The 15,299-nt window shown below is 65.8% G+C and carries 14 protein-coding genes; 7 read left to right on the forward strand and 7 right to left on the reverse strand.

The genetic code is table 11. From position 1 onward, the window contains the following. Positions 1-661 precede the first annotated feature (661 nt). Positions 662-2,143: a 30S ribosomal protein S1 gene (gene rpsA, locus DSM100685_RS03855; protein WP_152350046.1), complete on the reverse strand. Its 1,482-nt coding sequence runs from the start codon at positions 2,141-2,143 to the stop codon at positions 662-664. A gap of 175 nt (positions 2,144-2,318) precedes the next feature. Next, positions 2,319-3,197 (reverse strand): bifunctional methylenetetrahydrofolate dehydrogenase/methenyltetrahydrofolate cyclohydrolase, encoded by an 879-nt coding sequence (locus DSM100685_RS03860; RefSeq protein WP_152350047.1) that lies wholly within the window; start codon positions 3,195-3,197, stop codon positions 2,319-2,321. A 115-nt stretch (positions 3,198-3,312) separates the two neighbouring features. Between DSM100685_RS03860 and DSM100685_RS03865 the strand changes: the two genes are divergently transcribed. The 3 genes from DSM100685_RS03865 (at position 3,313) to DSM100685_RS03875 (ending at position 6,303) form a co-directional block, all read left to right on the forward strand. Continuing rightward, positions 3,313-4,323, forward strand: a complete 1,011-nt coding sequence (locus DSM100685_RS03865) for a metal ABC transporter solute-binding protein, Zn/Mn family (protein WP_152350048.1) — start codon at positions 3,313-3,315, stop codon at positions 4,321-4,323. 229 nt (positions 4,324-4,552) lie between these two features. Then, positions 4,553-5,479: an ABC transporter ATP-binding protein gene (locus tag DSM100685_RS03870; RefSeq protein WP_152350049.1), complete on the forward strand. Its 927-nt coding sequence runs from the start codon at positions 4,553-4,555 to the stop codon at positions 5,477-5,479. Further along, entirely contained in the window at positions 5,476-6,303 is an 828-nt protein-coding gene (locus DSM100685_RS03875; protein ID WP_152350050.1) for a metal ABC transporter permease, read from the forward strand. Before DSM100685_RS03870 ends, DSM100685_RS03875 begins: the two co-directional genes overlap by 4 nt. Positions 6,304-6,340: 37 nt before the next feature. Here the strand turns inward: DSM100685_RS03875 and ispF are convergent, their stop codons facing one another. Together ispF and DSM100685_RS03885 are read right to left on the reverse strand one after the other, a co-directional pair. Then, the gene (gene ispF, locus DSM100685_RS03880; RefSeq protein ID WP_163200926.1) at positions 6,341-6,826 is read right to left on the reverse strand and encodes a 2-C-methyl-D-erythritol 2,4-cyclodiphosphate synthase; all 486 of its coding nucleotides are present in this window, start codon (positions 6,824-6,826) and stop codon (positions 6,341-6,343) included. Between the two features lie 44 nt (positions 6,827-6,870). Further along, positions 6,871-7,458, reverse strand: coding sequence for a CarD family transcriptional regulator (locus DSM100685_RS03885; protein ID WP_152350051.1), 588 nt, complete (start codon positions 7,456-7,458; stop codon positions 6,871-6,873). A gap of 168 nt (positions 7,459-7,626) precedes the next feature. Here DSM100685_RS03885 and glgB point away from each other — a divergent pair, with 168 nt between their 5' ends. Genes glgB through DSM100685_RS03900 form a run of 3 tightly spaced genes read left to right on the forward strand, consistent with a single transcriptional unit; the run spans position 7,627 to position 11,672 of the window. Beyond that, entirely contained in the window at positions 7,627-9,852 is a 2,226-nt protein-coding gene (gene glgB, locus DSM100685_RS03890; RefSeq protein WP_152350052.1) for a 1,4-alpha-glucan branching protein GlgB, read from the forward strand. A gap of 30 nt (positions 9,853-9,882) precedes the next feature. Next, positions 9,883-10,614 carry a response regulator transcription factor gene (locus DSM100685_RS03895; RefSeq protein ID WP_152350053.1) on the forward strand — a complete coding sequence of 244 codons (732 nt, stop codon included), beginning with the start codon at positions 9,883-9,885 and terminating at the stop codon, positions 10,612-10,614. 32 nt (positions 10,615-10,646) lie between these two features. Beyond that, a complete protein-coding gene (locus DSM100685_RS03900; protein ID WP_152350169.1) occupies positions 10,647-11,672 on the forward strand; it encodes a sensor histidine kinase in 1,026 nt (341 codons plus the stop codon). Here DSM100685_RS03900 and DSM100685_RS03905 read toward each other — a convergent pair. Together DSM100685_RS03905 and DSM100685_RS03910 are read right to left on the reverse strand one after the other, a co-directional pair. Next, positions 11,650-12,405: a ComF family protein gene (locus tag DSM100685_RS03905; protein WP_152350054.1), complete on the reverse strand. Its 756-nt coding sequence runs from the start codon at positions 12,403-12,405 to the stop codon at positions 11,650-11,652. The two genes, DSM100685_RS03900 and DSM100685_RS03905, sit on opposite strands and share 23 nt — an antisense overlap. Before the next feature lie 2 nt (positions 12,406-12,407). Further along, positions 12,408-13,220: an HAD-IIB family hydrolase gene (locus DSM100685_RS03910; protein WP_152350055.1), complete on the reverse strand. Its 813-nt coding sequence runs from the start codon at positions 13,218-13,220 to the stop codon at positions 12,408-12,410. A gap of 86 nt (positions 13,221-13,306) precedes the next feature. On the opposite strand from DSM100685_RS03910, the gene DSM100685_RS03915 reads away from it, so the two are divergent. Then, the gene (locus DSM100685_RS03915) at positions 13,307-13,747 is read left to right on the forward strand and encodes a metallopeptidase family protein (protein ID WP_152350056.1); all 441 of its coding nucleotides are present in this window, start codon (positions 13,307-13,309) and stop codon (positions 13,745-13,747) included. A gap of 121 nt (positions 13,748-13,868) precedes the next feature. On the opposite strand, the gene DSM100685_RS03920 is transcribed toward DSM100685_RS03915, so the two are convergent. After that, entirely contained in the window at positions 13,869-15,107 is a 1,239-nt protein-coding gene (locus tag DSM100685_RS03920; protein ID WP_152350057.1) for a Fic family protein, read from the reverse strand. Positions 15,108-15,299 lie beyond the last annotated feature (192 nt).

Below are 15,299 nucleotides of genomic sequence, written 5' to 3' on the forward strand. Positions count from 1 at the left end.
ATGATCTCGGGCGCGTTGATGCGGTCGTCGTAGAACAGGCCGACGACCATGCGCTTGACGTCCTTGCGGTACATTGCGGACTCCAATCCGGACGCCAAAGCGTCCAACTTTTCGTCCGCACCCCCATTGCACCCTCCTGCGCACTGGATCCACTCAATCTGCCGACCCCGATGTACGGATTGAGCGAATCCGATGCGTGACGGCGAAAATCCGCCCGTCACAAACTGGATTCGCTCAATCCGTCATATTGGGTCCGCAAATTGAGCGAATCGGATGCCTTGGCGCACGAGGACTACGATTCCGCCCAATCCGTTCCCATAAATTGCAATATTGGGCAGAAACGGACGATAAGCCGGTCACACAACCCTCTCAGCCCATGTCTTTGCCCAATCCCGCACAATCGAAGCCCAGATTGGGCAAAGACGGCTTGCAGCGAGAACGCCGGCCAACGCGCGGCAGCGGCAACATGCACTCACCAGACGGCGCGTAGGCAACGGTCGGTAATGGGCCCCACACGCCATAAACACGCGAAAAGGCCCGCCCCGCATGGTAATCATGCGGAACGGGCCCTTTCAGCCGTTAGAGCTGAGCCGTTAGAGCTGGCAACCGACAGTCGTCAGTCAGCCGTCAGCCAGCGAGCCGACAAGTCAGCGAGCGAGGCTCACTTCTTGTTCTGGCCGAGCAGCTGGTCGCGCAGGGCGGCGAGCTGATCGGAGTCGGCGAGGGTGCCGGTGGAAGTGTTCTCGGAGGAGTAGTTGGACACCTCTTCGACCTTCTCTTCCTTCGGAGCCTGGCCATCCTCGGCGGCGGAGGCGGCGGCGTTCTCGAGCTCCTTGGCCACGAACTCCTTGTGCTGCTCCCACAGGTCGTGGGCGGCGGCGTACTGGGCTTCCCATTCCTCGCGCTGCTTCTCGAAGCCGGGGATCCACTCGTTGGTCTCCGGGTCGAAGCCTTCGGGGTACTTGTAGTTGCCCTGCTCGTCGTACTCGGCCGGCATGCCGTAGAGGGCCGGATCGAAGTCCTCGGAGGCCGGGTCGACGGAGTCGTTGGCCTGCTTGAGGGACAGGGAGATGCGGCGACGATCGAGATCGACGTCGATCACCTTGACGAACACCTCTTCGCCCGGCTTGACGACGGTCTCCGGGTTCTCGACGTGACGGTTGGCGAGCTCGGAGATGTGCACCAGGCCCTCGATGCCGTCCTCGACGGAGATGAACACGCCGAACTGCACGATCTTGGTGACCTTGCCCTTGACGATCTGGCCGGGGACGTGGGTGCGGGCGAAGCGCTGCCACGGATCCTCCTGAGTGGCCTTGAGCGACAGGGAGATGCGCTCGCGGTCCAGATCGACGTCCAGCACCTCGACGGTGACCTTGTCGCCGACCTTGACGACCTCGGACGGGTGGTCGATGTGCTTCCAGGACAGCTCGGAGACGTGGATGAGGCCGTCGACGCCGCCAAGGTCGACGAACGCGCCGAAGTTGACGATGGAAGACACGACGCCCTCGCGGATCTGGCCCTTCTTGAGCTGGGACAGGAAGGTCTCGCGGACCTCGGACTGGGTCTCCTCGAGGTACTGGCGACGGGAGAGGACCACGTTGTTGCGGTTCTTGTCGAGCTCGAGGATCTTGGCCTTGATCTTCTGGCCGATGTACGGGGACAGGTCGCGCACGCGACGCATCTCGACCAGGGAGGCCGGCAGGAAGCCGCGCAGACCGATGTCGACGATGAGGCCGCCCTTGACGGCTTCGATGACGGTGCCCTCAACAACGCCGTCGGCGTCCTTGATCTTCTCGATCTCGCCCCAGGCGCGCTCGTACTGGGCACGCTTCTTGGAAAGAATCAGACGGCCTTCCTTGTCCTCCTTGGTGACGACAAGGGCCTCGATGGTGTCGCCGACCTCGACGACCTCGTCCGGATCAACGTCCTTCTTGATGGAAAGCTCGCGGGAGGGGATGACGCCCTCGGTCTTGTAGCCGATATCCAGGAGGACCTCGTCGTGATCGATCTTGACGACGGTACCCTCGACCAGATCACCATCGTCGAAGTTCTTGATGGTGGAATCGACTGCCTTGATGAAGTCCTCCTCGGTGCCGATGTCGTTGATCGCGACCTTGGTGACTTCAGTGTTGTTCTCTGCCATGTAAATATATGGTTTCTCAATAGATGGATGGATATTACTCGATATTCAGTTATACGCATGCCAATATGCACGCAAAGGTCAAGAATACCGGAGGGCGTGGCCAAACCCGCTGCCCACGACACGCCCGGAATTTGCGTGCCGCGGGCGACGGACGACGGGCGACGGACGGGCCGGCTCAGCCCAGCTGGCGCTCGGCGATGCCGACGACGTTGCCCAGGAGCATGGCGCGGGTCATGGGGCCCACTCCCCCGGGGTTCGGCGTGTAGGCGGAGGCCACGTCGTAGCACGCCTTGTCCACGTCGCCCTTGATGCGGTAGCGACCGGCCCCCTCGTCCCACACGCGGCTGACGCCCACGTCCACGAGCACGGCGCCCGGCTTGACGTCCTCCGGCTTGACGAACCCGGCGGAGCCCATCGCGGCGACGATCACGTCCGCGCGGCGCATGTGCTCCTCGATGTTCCTCGTGCGCGTGTGGCACAGCGTCACGGTGGCGTTGACCTCGCGGCGCGTGAGCAGCAGGCCGATCGTGCGGCCCACGGTGATGCCGCGGCCGAGCACGCACACCTCCTTGCCCTTCAGGTCGATGTCGTAGTGGTCCAGCAGCGTGAGGACGCCGTTGGGCGTGCACGGCAGCGGCGTGGCGATTTCGCCGTGCGGGTGGAGCACCAGTTCGCCGAGGTTGTACGGGTGCATGCCGTCGGCGTCCTTCTTCGGGTCGATGAGGTCGATGATCGCGTTCTCGTCGATGCCCTCGGGCAGCGGCAGCTGGACGATGTACCCGGTGCATGCCGGATCCTCGTTGAGCCCGCGCACCGCGTCGGCGATGTCGTCGAAGCTCGCGTCCGCCGGCAGCTCGCGCCTGATCGAGGCGATGCCTACCTCCTCGCAGTCGGCGTGCTTGCCGGCCACGTACTTGACGGACCCGGGGTCGCTGCCGACCAGCAGGGTGCCGAGGCCCGGGACGATCCCCCTCGCCTTGAGCCGCTCCACGCGCCGGGCGAGATCGGACTTGATCCGCGCCGCCGTCTGCTTGCCGTCGAGTTTCAAAGACATGCTGTTTGCTCCCATTCGCTTTGCTACGCGCTATAGGCTATCGTGAAATACAGTCAATGGGGAACGCCGTTCCACATACCAAAGACGAGAAGACAACGAAACAAGAGGGAACCTTATGAAGCCAGCATTGCATCGCATCGTCCGGGTCGCCGCCGCCGTGACGGGCGTCGTGGCCCTGTCGCTCGCATCCGCCTGCGGTTCGGGTTCCGGCGGCACGGCGAGCCCCTCCCAGACGACCGATGCGACCGGCACGGGCGCCTCAAGCGAGCCGATCAGCGTCGTCGCCTCGATCAACCAGTGGGGCTCGCTGGCCAAGCAGATCGGCGGCGACTACGTGGACATCACCTCCATCCTCGCCTCCAGCAACGTCGAGGCGCACGACTTCGAGGCGCAGACCGCGGACGTCGCCAAGCTGTCCAAGGCGCAGGTCGTGGTGGCTAACGGCGCGGGCTACGACGCGTGGGCCACCAAGTCGGTCACCAAGCAGACCGCGCTCGTCACGGCGGCCGGCAACGTGGGCGCCTCGGACGGCGACAACCCGCACCTGTGGTTCTCCAAGGACGCGCGCAACGCCGTCGCGCAGGATCTGGCGGACACCTACGCCAAGCTCCAGCCGGACCACCGCGACTACTTCGACGAGCAGCTCGCCAAGTGGCAGGAGCAGGAGAAGACGCTCGAGCAGCAAATGAAGGAGTTCGCCTCCGAACACAAGGACGCCACGTACGCGGCCACCGAGTCCGTGGCCTACTACCTGCTCGCGGACCTCGGGATGAAGGACGTGACGCCGAAGGGCTACGCGCAGGCCGTGGCGAACGACAGCGAGCCGGCGCCGGCGGACCTGAGCGCCATGCAGCAGGTCCTCGAGGGGCAGCAGGCGGACGTGCTGGTGAACAACCCGCAGGAGGCGTCCGACACGACGAACATGGTCACGGGCGTGGCGCACAAGTCCGACGTGCCGGTGATCGACGTGACCGAGCAGATGCCGGAGGGGTACGACACGCTCACCGACTGGATCGGCGCGCTGGTGAAGACGTTCGGCGATTCGCTCGGCGGGTCCGCGTCGGCTTCGTCGTCCGCGCCGGCATCGCCGTCGGCGTCATCATCCGCTTCCTCGTCCGCCAGCTGAACGACGGTCGCCCGACCAACCGCAGCGGCTTTTTCATCGGCCGCCCATCGGAATTTCCGGTGGGCGGCCGACGCCGTTCAGGTGGTTTCGCGGACTCCGCGACGGTTCACGCGGCCATGACGCATGACCGATCACCCGGCCGCATTCTCAATAGCCATCCGCAATTGATAACGGTTGTCATCACCACCTGTCACAATCCCTGAGGACTTCACACGTAAGGAGCGCATGGATGACGGCAAGCATCATCTTCGACCACGCGGCGGTGACGCGCGGCGGCAGGACGATATGGCGCAACGGCTGCTTCGCCATCGAGCAGGGCACGGTGACCGCGATCGTCGGCACCAACGGCACCGGCAAGACCACCATGATGCAGGCGGAACTGGGCCTGCTCCCCCTGTCGGAGGGCAGCGTGACCGTGCTCGGCGAGCCGGCCGGCAAGGCCAACGCGCGCATCGGATACGTGCCGCAGAGCTACACCAACGACATCGACTCCAACCTCACCGCCGAGCAGTCCGTGCTGCTGGGGCTCACGGGCACGCGCTTCGGCATCCACCCGGTCACCAAGGCGCAGCGGGCCAAGGCTCGCGAGGCGCTGCGGTTCGTGAACGTGGAGGACAAGGCGTCGCTGCGCCTGAGCCAGCTGTCCGGCGGCCTGCGGCAGCGCGTGGCCATCGCGCAGGCCCTCGTGTGCGACCCGGAGCTGCTCATGCTCGACGAGCCGCTCGCCAATCTGGACCTCGCCAGCCAGCGGTCGGTGGTGCACGTGCTCTCCCGGCTCAACCGCGAGCTCGGCATGACCATCCAGGTGGTGGCGCACGACCTCAACATGCTGCTGCCCATCCTCACCGGCGCGGTGTACCTGCTCGACGGTCACCCGCACTACGCGGCCATGGACGCCGTGCTCGACTCCACGCTGCTCACCCACCTGTACGGCACCAAGGTGCAGGTGGTCACCACGCCGCAGGGCGACATGTTCGTCACCCCGAACGCACTGGACGAACGCGACGGGACCACGCCGGACACCCACGACGTGGAGGAGGTGGCGGAGTTCCACGACCACGCCGCCCATGGCCACGGCCACGCCGCAGGCGACACCGCCAACACCAGCAATGCCAACACCGCCAGCAACACCAACACCGCCAAGGAGACCGCATGATCCGCTTCGCCTTCGATCCCGACTGGATGATCACGGTCACCGCGCCGTTCATGCTCAACGCCTTCGCCGCGGGCGTGTGCATCGCCGTCGCGGCCGGCGTGATGGGCTACTTCACCATCGCGCGCCATTCCACGTTCGCGGCCCACGCGCTGGCGCACATCGGACTGCCGGGCGCCACCGGCGCGGTGCTGCTCGGTCTGCCCGTGGCCGCGGGCCTCGGCACGTTCGCGCTCGGCGGGGCGCTGGTGATCGGAGCGCTGGGCAAACGCGCCTCGCAGCGCGAGATCGCCACCGGCACCGTGCTCGCCTTCGCCACCGGTCTGGGCCTGTTCTTCGCGCGCATGTCCACGCAGGCGTCGCAGCAGATGCAGTCGATCCTCTTCGGCTCGATCATCACCATCATGGACGCGCAGATCAAGGGGTTCGCGGTCTTCGACGTGGTGCTGCTCGCGGTGCTGGCGATCGTCTACCGCCCGCTGCTGTTCAGCTCCCTCGACGAGCAGGTGGCCCGCGCCAAGGGCGTGCCCGTGGGCGCGATGAATCTGGTGTTCATGGCCATGATGGCCGGCGTAATCACCATCGCCGTGCCGGCGGTGGGCACGCTGCTCATCTTCGCGCTGGTCATCACGCCGGCCGCCACGGCGAACATCCTCACCGCGTCGCCGTTCGCCGCCATGGTGACGGCCACGCTCATCTGCCTCGTCTCGATCTGGGGCGGCCTGGTGCTGGCGGCCATGTTCCCCGTGCCGCCGAGCTTCGTAATCGTCACGCTGTCCACGCTGTTCTGGGCCGTGGCCAAGGGCGTGGACGCGCTGCGCAAGTAAGGGCGCAGGTAGCAGGCAAAGGCCGCGCGGGCCGCGATCACCGCGGACGGAACCCGACCAATGCGTTGGCGATGGCGGCGATGCCCTCGCCCGAACCGGTGAAGCCCATGCGGTCGGTGGTGGTGGCCGTGACGGACACCGGGCATCCGACCGCCCGGGACAGCGCCGCCTCGGCCTCGGCCCGGCGCTTTCCGATCTTGGGACGGTTGCCGATCACCACCACGGACGCGGAGGACGGTTCGACGCCGTGCGCGCGCAGGTGGGCGACGGTATGTTCGAGCATGGGCAGACCGTGCTGGCCGGCGCCGGCGGAATCCGATCCCACGCCGAACAGCGTGCCGATGTCCCCCAGCCGGGCCGCGGACAGCAGCGCGTCGATGAGGGCGTGCGCGGCAACGTCGCCGTCTGAGTCACCTTCGATACCCTCGCCCTGACCGTCCCATTTGAGGCCGGCCACCCACAGCTCGCGGCCGGAGCCGTCCGGCGCGAAGCGGTGGGCGTCGAAGCCCTGGCCGATGTTCATGCGGCCGATGCCGGCCACGTCGGTTGCGCCGGTCACGGACGGGCTCACTTCTTTTTCTTGGAGCTCTCGATGCGGGCAAGCGTCTCCGCCGCCGGCTCCTCGGGGGCCTGCGTGTGGTGCTTCTCGTCGCCGGGCTGCGGGGCCTCGTAGCCGAGGTTCACGTCCAGCAGGCGCTGGGCGGTCGGCTCGTCGAGGTCCTCGGACAGGGCGATCTCGGAGGTGAGGATGCTGCGCGCCTTGGTGAGCATGCGCTTCTCGCCGGCGGACAGGCCGTGCTCGTCCACGTCGCGCTGGGCGAGGTCGCGCACCACCTCGGCGATCTTGTTGACGTCGCCGGTCGCGATCTTCTCCACGTTCAGCTTGTAGCGGCGCGACCAGTTCATTTCCTTCTCGATGATCGGCGTGCGCAGGATCTCGAAGACCTTGGCCACCTCGTTGGCGTCCACGATGTCCCTGACGCCCACCTTCTTGGCGTTCTCCACCGGGACGTTGATGACCAGACCGTCGCTGGACAGGACGGACAGCTGCAGGTATTCCCGCGTCACGCCCTTGACGGTCCTTTCGGTGATGGCCTCCACCTTCGCAGCGCCGTGTCGAGGATAGACGACCATATCGCCGACTTTGTAATCCATGAGCCCTCCGCAAATACGCAATCACATGCACACAAAAACTCGAATAATTATGCCATCCGCCATGGACTTGTCCTCTTGCCTCACATATGCCGCGGGAATGCCGGCCGAATGTCCGAAAAAGGCGCGCGACTGGGCGAAATCTTACGTGTCGAGATGTAAACTCGATTTATGAGCACAACAATTCACCCTGCCAACACGAACCCGCTCCCCGTGGACTACGCCGTCCTCGATCAGGTGAGCAACGCGAAACACTACAACCCGCACGAGGTGCTGGGCGGCCATCTTATGGAAGGCAAAGACGCCGGCCAGGTGACCATCCGCGTCCTGCGTCCCATGGCCAAATCCGTCATCATCACCACGCTGGACGGCGACTGGGCCACCTACCACGAGTTCAACGGCATCTTCACCACCGTCATCCCCGCCGAGAAGACGGACGACGGCTGGACGGTGCCCGACTACCGCGTCTTCGCCGACTACGGCGACGGCCGCAGCGCCACCGAGGACGACCCGTACCGCTACCTGCCCACGCTGGGGGATCTGGACATCTACCTGTTCGGCGAGGGCCGCCACGAGCGCCTGTGGGAGATGCTCGGCGCCCGCGTGCTGCACTACGACGACCCGATGGGCGACGTGACCGGCACCGCGTTCTCCGTCTGGGCCCCGAACGCCCACGCCGTGCGCGTGGTGGGCGACTTCAACGACTGGGACGGCCGCCGCCACGCCATGCGCGAGCTGGGCACGTCCGGCGTCTGGGAGCTGTTCGTCCCCGGCGTGGGCGACGGCGCCCGCTACAAGTTCGAGATCCTCAACGCGAACAACGAGTGGAAGCAGAAGGCCGATCCGATGGAGCGCTCCCACGAGATCCCGCCGGCCACCGCGTCCATCGTCGTCGAGTCCGTGCACGAGTGGGAGGACGGCGCGTGGATGGACCGCCGCGTCAAGACCGACCCGCACGCCGGCCCGGTCTCCATCTACGAGGTGCACGCCGGCAGCTGGAAGCAGGGCCTGAGCTACCTCGACATGGCCGACGAGCTCGTGCCGTACGTCAAGAAGATGGGCTTCACGCACGTGGAGTTCCTGCCGCTCGAGGAGCACCCGTTCACCGGCTCGTGGGGATACCAGGTCACCGGCTACTACGGCGCCGACTCCCGCTTCGGCACCCCGGACGACTTCAAGGCCCTCGTGGACGCCTTCCACCGCGCCGGCATCGGCGTGATCATGGACTGGGTGCCCGCCCACTTCCCCAAGGACGACTTCGCGCTGGGCCGCTTCGACGGCACCCCGCTGTACGAGGACCCGGACCCGCTGCGCGGCGAGCACCCGGACTGGGGCACCTACGTGTTCAACTTCGGGCGCAACGAGGTGCGCAACTTCCTCGTCGCCAACGCGAGCTTCTGGCTGGACGAGTACCACATCGACGCCCTGCGCGTGGACGCCGTCTCCTCCATGCTCTACCTCGACTACAGCCGCGAGCCCGGCCAGTGGCGCCCGAACATCTACGGCGGGCGCGAGAACCTCGAGGCCATCGACTTCCTCAAGGAGGCCACGGCCACCGCGTACAAGAACAACCCGGGCATCATGATGATCGCCGAGGAGTCCACCGCGTGGCCGGGCGTCACCGCCCCCACCGACGCCGGCGGCCTCGGCTTCGGCCTCAAGTGGAACATGGGCTGGATGCACGACACGCTCGAGTACCTCCACGAGACGCCCATCAACCGCCAGTACCACCACAACGAGATCACGTTCTCCATGGTGTACGCGTACTCGGAGCACTACGTGCTGCCCATCAGCCACGACGAGGTCGTGTACGGCAAGGGCTCGCTCTACGGCAAGATGCCGGGCGACGGCTGGCAGAAGTACGCCGGCGTGCGCGCCCTGTTCGCCTACCAGTGGGCGCACCCGGGCAAGAACCTCACGTTCATGGGCAACGAGATCGCGCAGTGGGGCGAGTGGAACTACAACGAGTCCATCGACTGGGACGCGCTCAACTGGGACGACCACAAGGGCGTGCAGCATCTGGTGGCGGACCTCAACGCGTTCTACCGCGAATCGCCGGCCCTGTGGAGCCAGGACTTCGACCCGGCGGGCTTCCAGTGGCTCACCTCCGACGACAACGAGCACGACACGCTGAGCTTCATGCGCATCGGCAAGGACGGCGAGGAGCTGGTCGTGGTCGTCAACTTCGCCGGCACCGCGTGGCAGGACTATCAGGTCCCGCTGCCCAAGGGCGGCAAGTGGGTCGAGGCGCTGACCACCGACGACGAGCGCTACGGCGGCTCGGGCATCCACAATACGGACATCACCGCGGTCAAGGGCGAATACCATTCCCGCGACTGGTCCGCGAAAATCACCGTCCCGGCGCTCGGCGCACTATTCTTGAAGCCGGAACAGTGATTTCACGGAACAAGATAGGGCATCACAGGAATGATCAATAGCGCGAACACGCACCGCGACACGTACACCGTGCTGGTGGTGGAGGATGAGCCGACCCTGGCGACGGCCGTCGCCCAGCGACTGACCGCCGAAGGATGGACCGCCCGCGTGGCCTCCGACGGCGCCAGCGCCGTGCAGGCGGCCTCGACGCTCAAGCCGGATCTGGTGATCATGGACATCATGCTGCCGGTGATGGACGGGCTCGAGGCCACCAAGCGCATCGTGGCCGAGCGCCCGGTGCCGGTGCTCATCCTCACCGCGCGCGACGACGAGGCGGACAAGGTGATCGGCCTCGGCGCCGGCGCGGACGACTACATGACCAAGCCGTTCTCCATGCGCGAGCTCATCGCCCGATGCAAGGCGCTGCTGCGCCGCGTGGAGAGGGCCAAGGTGATCGCGAAGAACGCGGAGAACGAGAAGCTGCTCGACTTCGGCACCCTCGTGATCGACCCGGCGCAGCGCATGGTCACGCTGGACGGCAAGGAGATCCACCTGACGCCCACCGAGTTCGACCTGCTGGCCACTCTCGCGCGCAAGCCCAAGTCGGTGCTCACGCGTGAGAAGCTGCTCGAGGAGGTCTGGGACTGGGTGGACGCCTCCGGCACCCGCACCGTCGACTCGCACGTCAAGGCGCTGCGCCACAAGCTCGGCTCGGAAATGATCCGCACCGTGCACGGCGTGGGCTACGCGTTCGAGCCGCCGAGCGGGGCCGGCGCGCAGTGAGGAGGAACCCGGCGACCGGCGTGCGGCACGGCATGCAGGGCGAGGAGAGGCCGATCGGACGCTTCTCCTCGCTCAAGGTCGAATTGTGTCTGGTCATCGTCGTCGCCACCGCCATCGCGTTCGTCATGGCGTGGTTCCTGCTCAAGGTGGGCTGGAGCGGATGGATCGCCATGCCGCTCACGCTCGCGGTGGCGCTCGGCATCACGTACCTGTTCTCGCGCGGCATGACCGCCCCCCTGCGCCAGATCCGCGACGCGGCCAAGGCCATGGCGGACGGCGACTACACCGTGCGCGTGGACGGCACCGCCACGGAGCGCAACGACGAGATCGGCCAGCTGGCCCGGTCCTTCAACGAGATGGCGGGCGAACTGCAGCACGCCGAGCAGATGCGCCTCGACATGGTGGCCAACGTGAGCCACGAGCTGCGCACGCCGGTCTCCGCACTACAGGCCATGGTCGAGAACATGGCGGACGGCGTGACCGAGCCGACCCCGGCGAACCTCGAAAGCATCCTCAACCAGACCCACCGGCTGAGCGACCTCATCGCCTTTCTGCTCGACCTGAGCCGCATGGAGGCGGGCGCGGCCAGCCTCAACATCGAGTCCTTCAACTTCGCCGACTTCATCGACGAGACCGTCGAGCCGCTGGAGATCGCCGACGCGGGCCACGCGCACGAAATCACCATGGACATCCCCGACGGCATCGTGATGGAGGGCGACCAGGACCGTCTGCGCCAGCTGTTCACCAACATCATCGCCAACGCGCTCAAGCACTCCCCCGACGGCACGGCGGTGCTCATCGAGGCGCACGAGAACGAACAGCAGGGCACGGTCGTGACCAACGTGGTGAACTTCGGCTCGCAGATCGAGCCCTCGGCGCGCTCCGACATCTTCCGCCGCTTCGTCAAGGGCAAGACCGGGCCGGGCACCGAGTCGGGCGGCACCGGGCTGGGCCTGTCGATCGCGCGCTGGGCCGCGCAGCTGCACGGCGGCACCGTGAAGGTCGTGGACGACGAGCGCGGCGCCGACTTCGAGATCACCCTGCCGAAATACCACTGAGGGTTGGCCCGCACTCCCCCGGCGCCGGCGTGCGGGCCAAGGCGAACGCCGCCACGACCACACCGCCGGCCGCCCGCACGGCGAGCGCGCAATGCGCCAGCGTGGCGCCCGTAGTGACGATGTCGTCCACCAGCGCCACACGCCGGCCCCTCAGCGTCTCGGATCCCCTTCCTCCCCCGGCCACACGCACCCTGTCGTCCAATCGATGCGCGCGACCGCGCACGCCGCCCACCGCCACGGATTTCGCCCCCGCGCCGCCGATGCGCAGCACGTCCGCAATGCGGGGACCGGTCCCCGCGCCGCACGGCTTCAGCCCCGCCGCGACGCCCTTCGCAAGGGGACGGACGTGCGCGCGGCCGCGACGGCGTCGAGAAGCCGCGGAGGACGGCACGGGAACCACCGCGTCGACGTCCACGGCACCCACGACGCTTCCACAAGCCGCCGCGCCCAATGCCCGCATCGCATCGGCGAAGTCGGCGTCCAATTCCACGTCGTCGTGGTCCTTCCACGCCAGCACGGCGTTGCGCGCAGCACCGCGGTAGTCGGCGCACGCGAAGCACGGGACGGCGATCCCGTCGCGCCGCAGGGTCCACGCGCGTCCCGTCAGGAACAGCGCACGGCAATCCGCGCACAGCGTCTCGTCCGGCCGGTCGCATCCGGCGCACCCGCGCGGCAGCAGCAGGTCGCGCAGTTCGCGCTCCCACGCCCTCGCCGCCCGCAGCACGCCGTCCATGGCTATCCCCGCAGAATCCCGGTGAGCCGTCGCACGACCTCGAGCGTCTCCTCCGGCCCGTGCACGCGCACCGGCATCACGCCGGCCTGCGCCGCCGGATAGTCGTTGCCATTCGGGTCCATGCGGTCGCCGATAAAAATGATGTCCCCGACGCCGATGCCGAGGATCCGCGCCAGTTCGCGCACCGCGTAGCCCTTGTCGATGCCGCGGCCGGACACGTCCACGCTGGTGGCGCCGCCGGAGCGCACGAGCAGGTGCGGCAGGTCCGCGGCCACGGCCACGCGCAGCGCGTTCTTCTTCGCGTTGTCCGGGTCCCACGCCTCCTTGGCGTCGACGGGCGCCTGCTGGCCCAGCGCCGAAAACGTGACCTGGCTGCCCCGGTCCTCGATGCGCTCGCCCCACGTATGGGCCTCCCACAGGCCGAGTTCGCGCGCATGGCGTTCCAGCGACTCGCGGGCGGCCATGCGGTCGGCTTCGGGCAGGTCCTGCTCGTACTGGAGACGCCATCCGCCGTCCTCGAAGCGGTAGTAGCGCGTGCCGCTGGTGGGCATGAGGTGCAGGTTGGCGTATGCCGCGTCGCCCCGGAACGCGTCCACGGTGAGGATCTGGCGGACGAACAGCTCGTAGCGTCCGCCGGAGATGACGGCCACCTGCGTCAGATGGGTCAGGGCGGCCAGTGCGGAGGCCATGTCGTCGTGCATGGGCATTTTGGAGCGTGCCAGCGTATTGTCCAGATCAAAGCCGATCAGACGCGCCTTCGCGCCCATGGCGTCAAGATCAAGCTCGGTCCACGAATCGGCGATGGCGATGGACATGCGACCTCCTGTGGCTCATGCGGCGTACTGGCTAGAACATAGTACCATCGCGGGCTTGTTGTCCCTCGCTACTAGGGTGAGGCCTCATGAGAAGACCGTCACCTGAACCGCCCTGGATGGGCAAGACCTACCGCAACCGCCATGGCCGCGGCCTGCGCCGACCCACGTTCGGCGCCCGCCTGCCGCGCTACCGCACGCGCTCGGGCATGTTCGACGACATGGTGGCGGCCCAGCTCAAACGGCTCGGTCAGGCGTGGCCGGAACTGGTCAAGCCGCTGCAGTTCGCGGTCGAGGACGTGCCGCCGTCGGACCCGCTGCCATGGGAGGACGAGCCGGAGCTGCTGAGCAAGGCGTTCCCCGCCGGGCACGGCATCCCGCCGCGCATCGTGCTGTACCGCCTGCCGATCCAGATGCAGACGCGCGACCGCGACGAGATGCAGTTCATCATCCGCGACGAGCTCGTCTCCCGGATCGCCGACCACTACGGGCGCAGGCCGGAGGAGATCGACCCCGACTGGGGGCTGTGATCCCAAGGCTCAAGAACGGCGTTATTCCGCCGTTTCTAAGACTCGTTCCGCCGATGGAATGTTGGTAGCGTTCCCTGGTTTCAACCCTGTCGATGTTGGTAGCACCGACAGGGCTTTCCTTTTATTGCAGGAGCCGTCCGCGGGCCTTTGCCGACAGTGAATAACGTATCGGGCGTTTGCCGTGCTCCTGCAGCAGGTCAAGGGCCAGAAGTCCTTTGATGGCGGTCATGAGCTTCACACTTCCCACTTCGAGCCATGTGGAGAGCACCCTGCGGGAGATTGGACGCGGGTCGTTGTCGAACAATTCCACCTGCAGCAGGTAGAACAGGATATCCTTCTGGTCGCCGGACAGGCTTTTATCTTCGGCGTATTTGCCGAGCCGGTCATGGGCCGTCGTAAGCATGCCCCATTTGTTCCCCAAGTCGGAGATGATGTTTTTCTGCGCGGTAATGATGAATTTCACCATCCGGTAGCTGAACAGGGACACATCGGAGCAATTCAGGGGGAACTGGGTGTCGTCGAACGCCTTGTAATACTGTCCCTTGGCGTCGGCTATGACCGGGCTGAGCGATATCGCGGTGGGTACGCTCAGATGCTTACTCAGCTGCAACGCCATCAGGAACCGGCCTGTTCTGCCGTTGCCGTCGTAGAACGGGTGAATGTACTCGAAGGCGTAATGGCACATCACGGCCCGCAGGATCGGCGGTATGTTCACGTCGGTGAGCAGGGCGATCCATTTGGTGAGCTGCACCTGAATCTCCGATTCCGGGTATGCGCCGTCATGGAGTTTGCGCCCGTTGCCGTCGTCCCATACGGAGACCGTGCCTTTTCTGAACATTATGCCGTCGGGCTTGTCCTTGTCGGCTATTTCTCCGTCCGTGACCTGATCGTAAATGCTCCGGATGTCCTTGAGCTCGCGTGGCAGTTCGAGCTGCTTGCCCTCCTCGCCGGACAGTCCGAGGAACAGTTTCGCGAATTCGGTCAGCCGTTTGCGGGGGCCTTCGCTCGCGGCCGATTCCAATGCGTCGGCTATTTCCTTGCGTGTGGTGTGCACGCCTTCGATGGTGTTGGTGCTCTGCACCTCAGCTCCGATGAGGTCGAAGAGATAGGCGCGTTTCGCGATGTTCGGCAGGCCGTTCCACAGTGATTCCACCTTCCCTTCAAGTTCCCTTACGGTGTCGAGTGCGGTGCCGAGCTCCCTGAAGCATACGGCGAACATCTCATGTCCATCGAATGTGATTCCGGAACGGAACGTGGACCATCCGCCGAGCCGCGCTTCATATTCATGCTGGGCCAGTTCCGTGGGTTTCTCCGTGGATTGTGACATGTTGATGGTCTGTCTGATGCTCTTGTATTCCATTCCTACCACCTCGTTTCGTCTCATATCGATGTTTGGAATACAAATAATACCCTTCTATATGTCGAAAATGCCCATAATCGATATATAGAAAAGCAAAATAAACGTTCAACAGTTACAAAACAGAGGAAACCAAATCAAAGAAGGGCATCTCCGTCGCGCAGACATCCTCTGCAGTCGTCGATGATCTCGGGC

Source organism: Bifidobacterium avesanii, assembly GCF_009299475.1.
Taxonomy (GTDB): Bacteria; Actinomycetota; Actinomycetes; order Actinomycetales; family Bifidobacteriaceae; genus Bifidobacterium; species Bifidobacterium avesanii.

What these genes read in the sequence shown, in the direction of transcription:
- rpsA (WP_152350046.1), bottom strand. Translation starts at nt 2,143, where the DNA reads ATGGCAGAGAACAACACTGAAGTCACCAAGGTCGCGATCAACGACATC.
- DSM100685_RS03860 (WP_152350047.1), bottom strand. Translation starts at nt 3,197, where the DNA reads ATGTCTTTGAAACTCGACGGCAAGCAGACGGCGGCGCGGATCAAGTCC.
- DSM100685_RS03865 (WP_152350048.1), top strand. Translation starts at nt 3,313, where the DNA reads ATGAAGCCAGCATTGCATCGCATCGTCCGGGTCGCCGCCGCCGTGACG.
- DSM100685_RS03870 (WP_152350049.1), top strand. Translation starts at nt 4,553, where the DNA reads ATGACGGCAAGCATCATCTTCGACCACGCGGCGGTGACGCGCGGCGGC.
- DSM100685_RS03875 (WP_152350050.1), top strand. Translation starts at nt 5,476, where the DNA reads ATGATCCGCTTCGCCTTCGATCCCGACTGGATGATCACGGTCACCGCG.
- ispF (WP_163200926.1), bottom strand. Translation starts at nt 6,826, where the DNA reads ATGAACATCGGCCAGGGCTTCGACGCCCACCGCTTCGCGCCGGACGGC.
- DSM100685_RS03885 (WP_152350051.1), bottom strand. Translation starts at nt 7,458, where the DNA reads ATGGATTACAAAGTCGGCGATATGGTCGTCTATCCTCGACACGGCGCT.
- glgB (WP_152350052.1), top strand. Translation starts at nt 7,627, where the DNA reads ATGAGCACAACAATTCACCCTGCCAACACGAACCCGCTCCCCGTGGAC.
- DSM100685_RS03895 (WP_152350053.1), top strand. Translation starts at nt 9,883, where the DNA reads ATGATCAATAGCGCGAACACGCACCGCGACACGTACACCGTGCTGGTG.
- DSM100685_RS03900 (WP_152350169.1), top strand. Translation starts at nt 10,647, where the DNA reads ATGCAGGGCGAGGAGAGGCCGATCGGACGCTTCTCCTCGCTCAAGGTC.
- DSM100685_RS03905 (WP_152350054.1), bottom strand. Translation starts at nt 12,405, where the DNA reads ATGGACGGCGTGCTGCGGGCGGCGAGGGCGTGGGAGCGCGAACTGCGC.
- DSM100685_RS03910 (WP_152350055.1), bottom strand. Translation starts at nt 13,220, where the DNA reads ATGTCCATCGCCATCGCCGATTCGTGGACCGAGCTTGATCTTGACGCC.
- DSM100685_RS03915 (WP_152350056.1), top strand. Translation starts at nt 13,307, where the DNA reads ATGAGAAGACCGTCACCTGAACCGCCCTGGATGGGCAAGACCTACCGC.
- DSM100685_RS03920 (WP_152350057.1), bottom strand. Translation starts at nt 15,107, where the DNA reads ATGGAATACAAGAGCATCAGACAGACCATCAACATGTCACAATCCACG.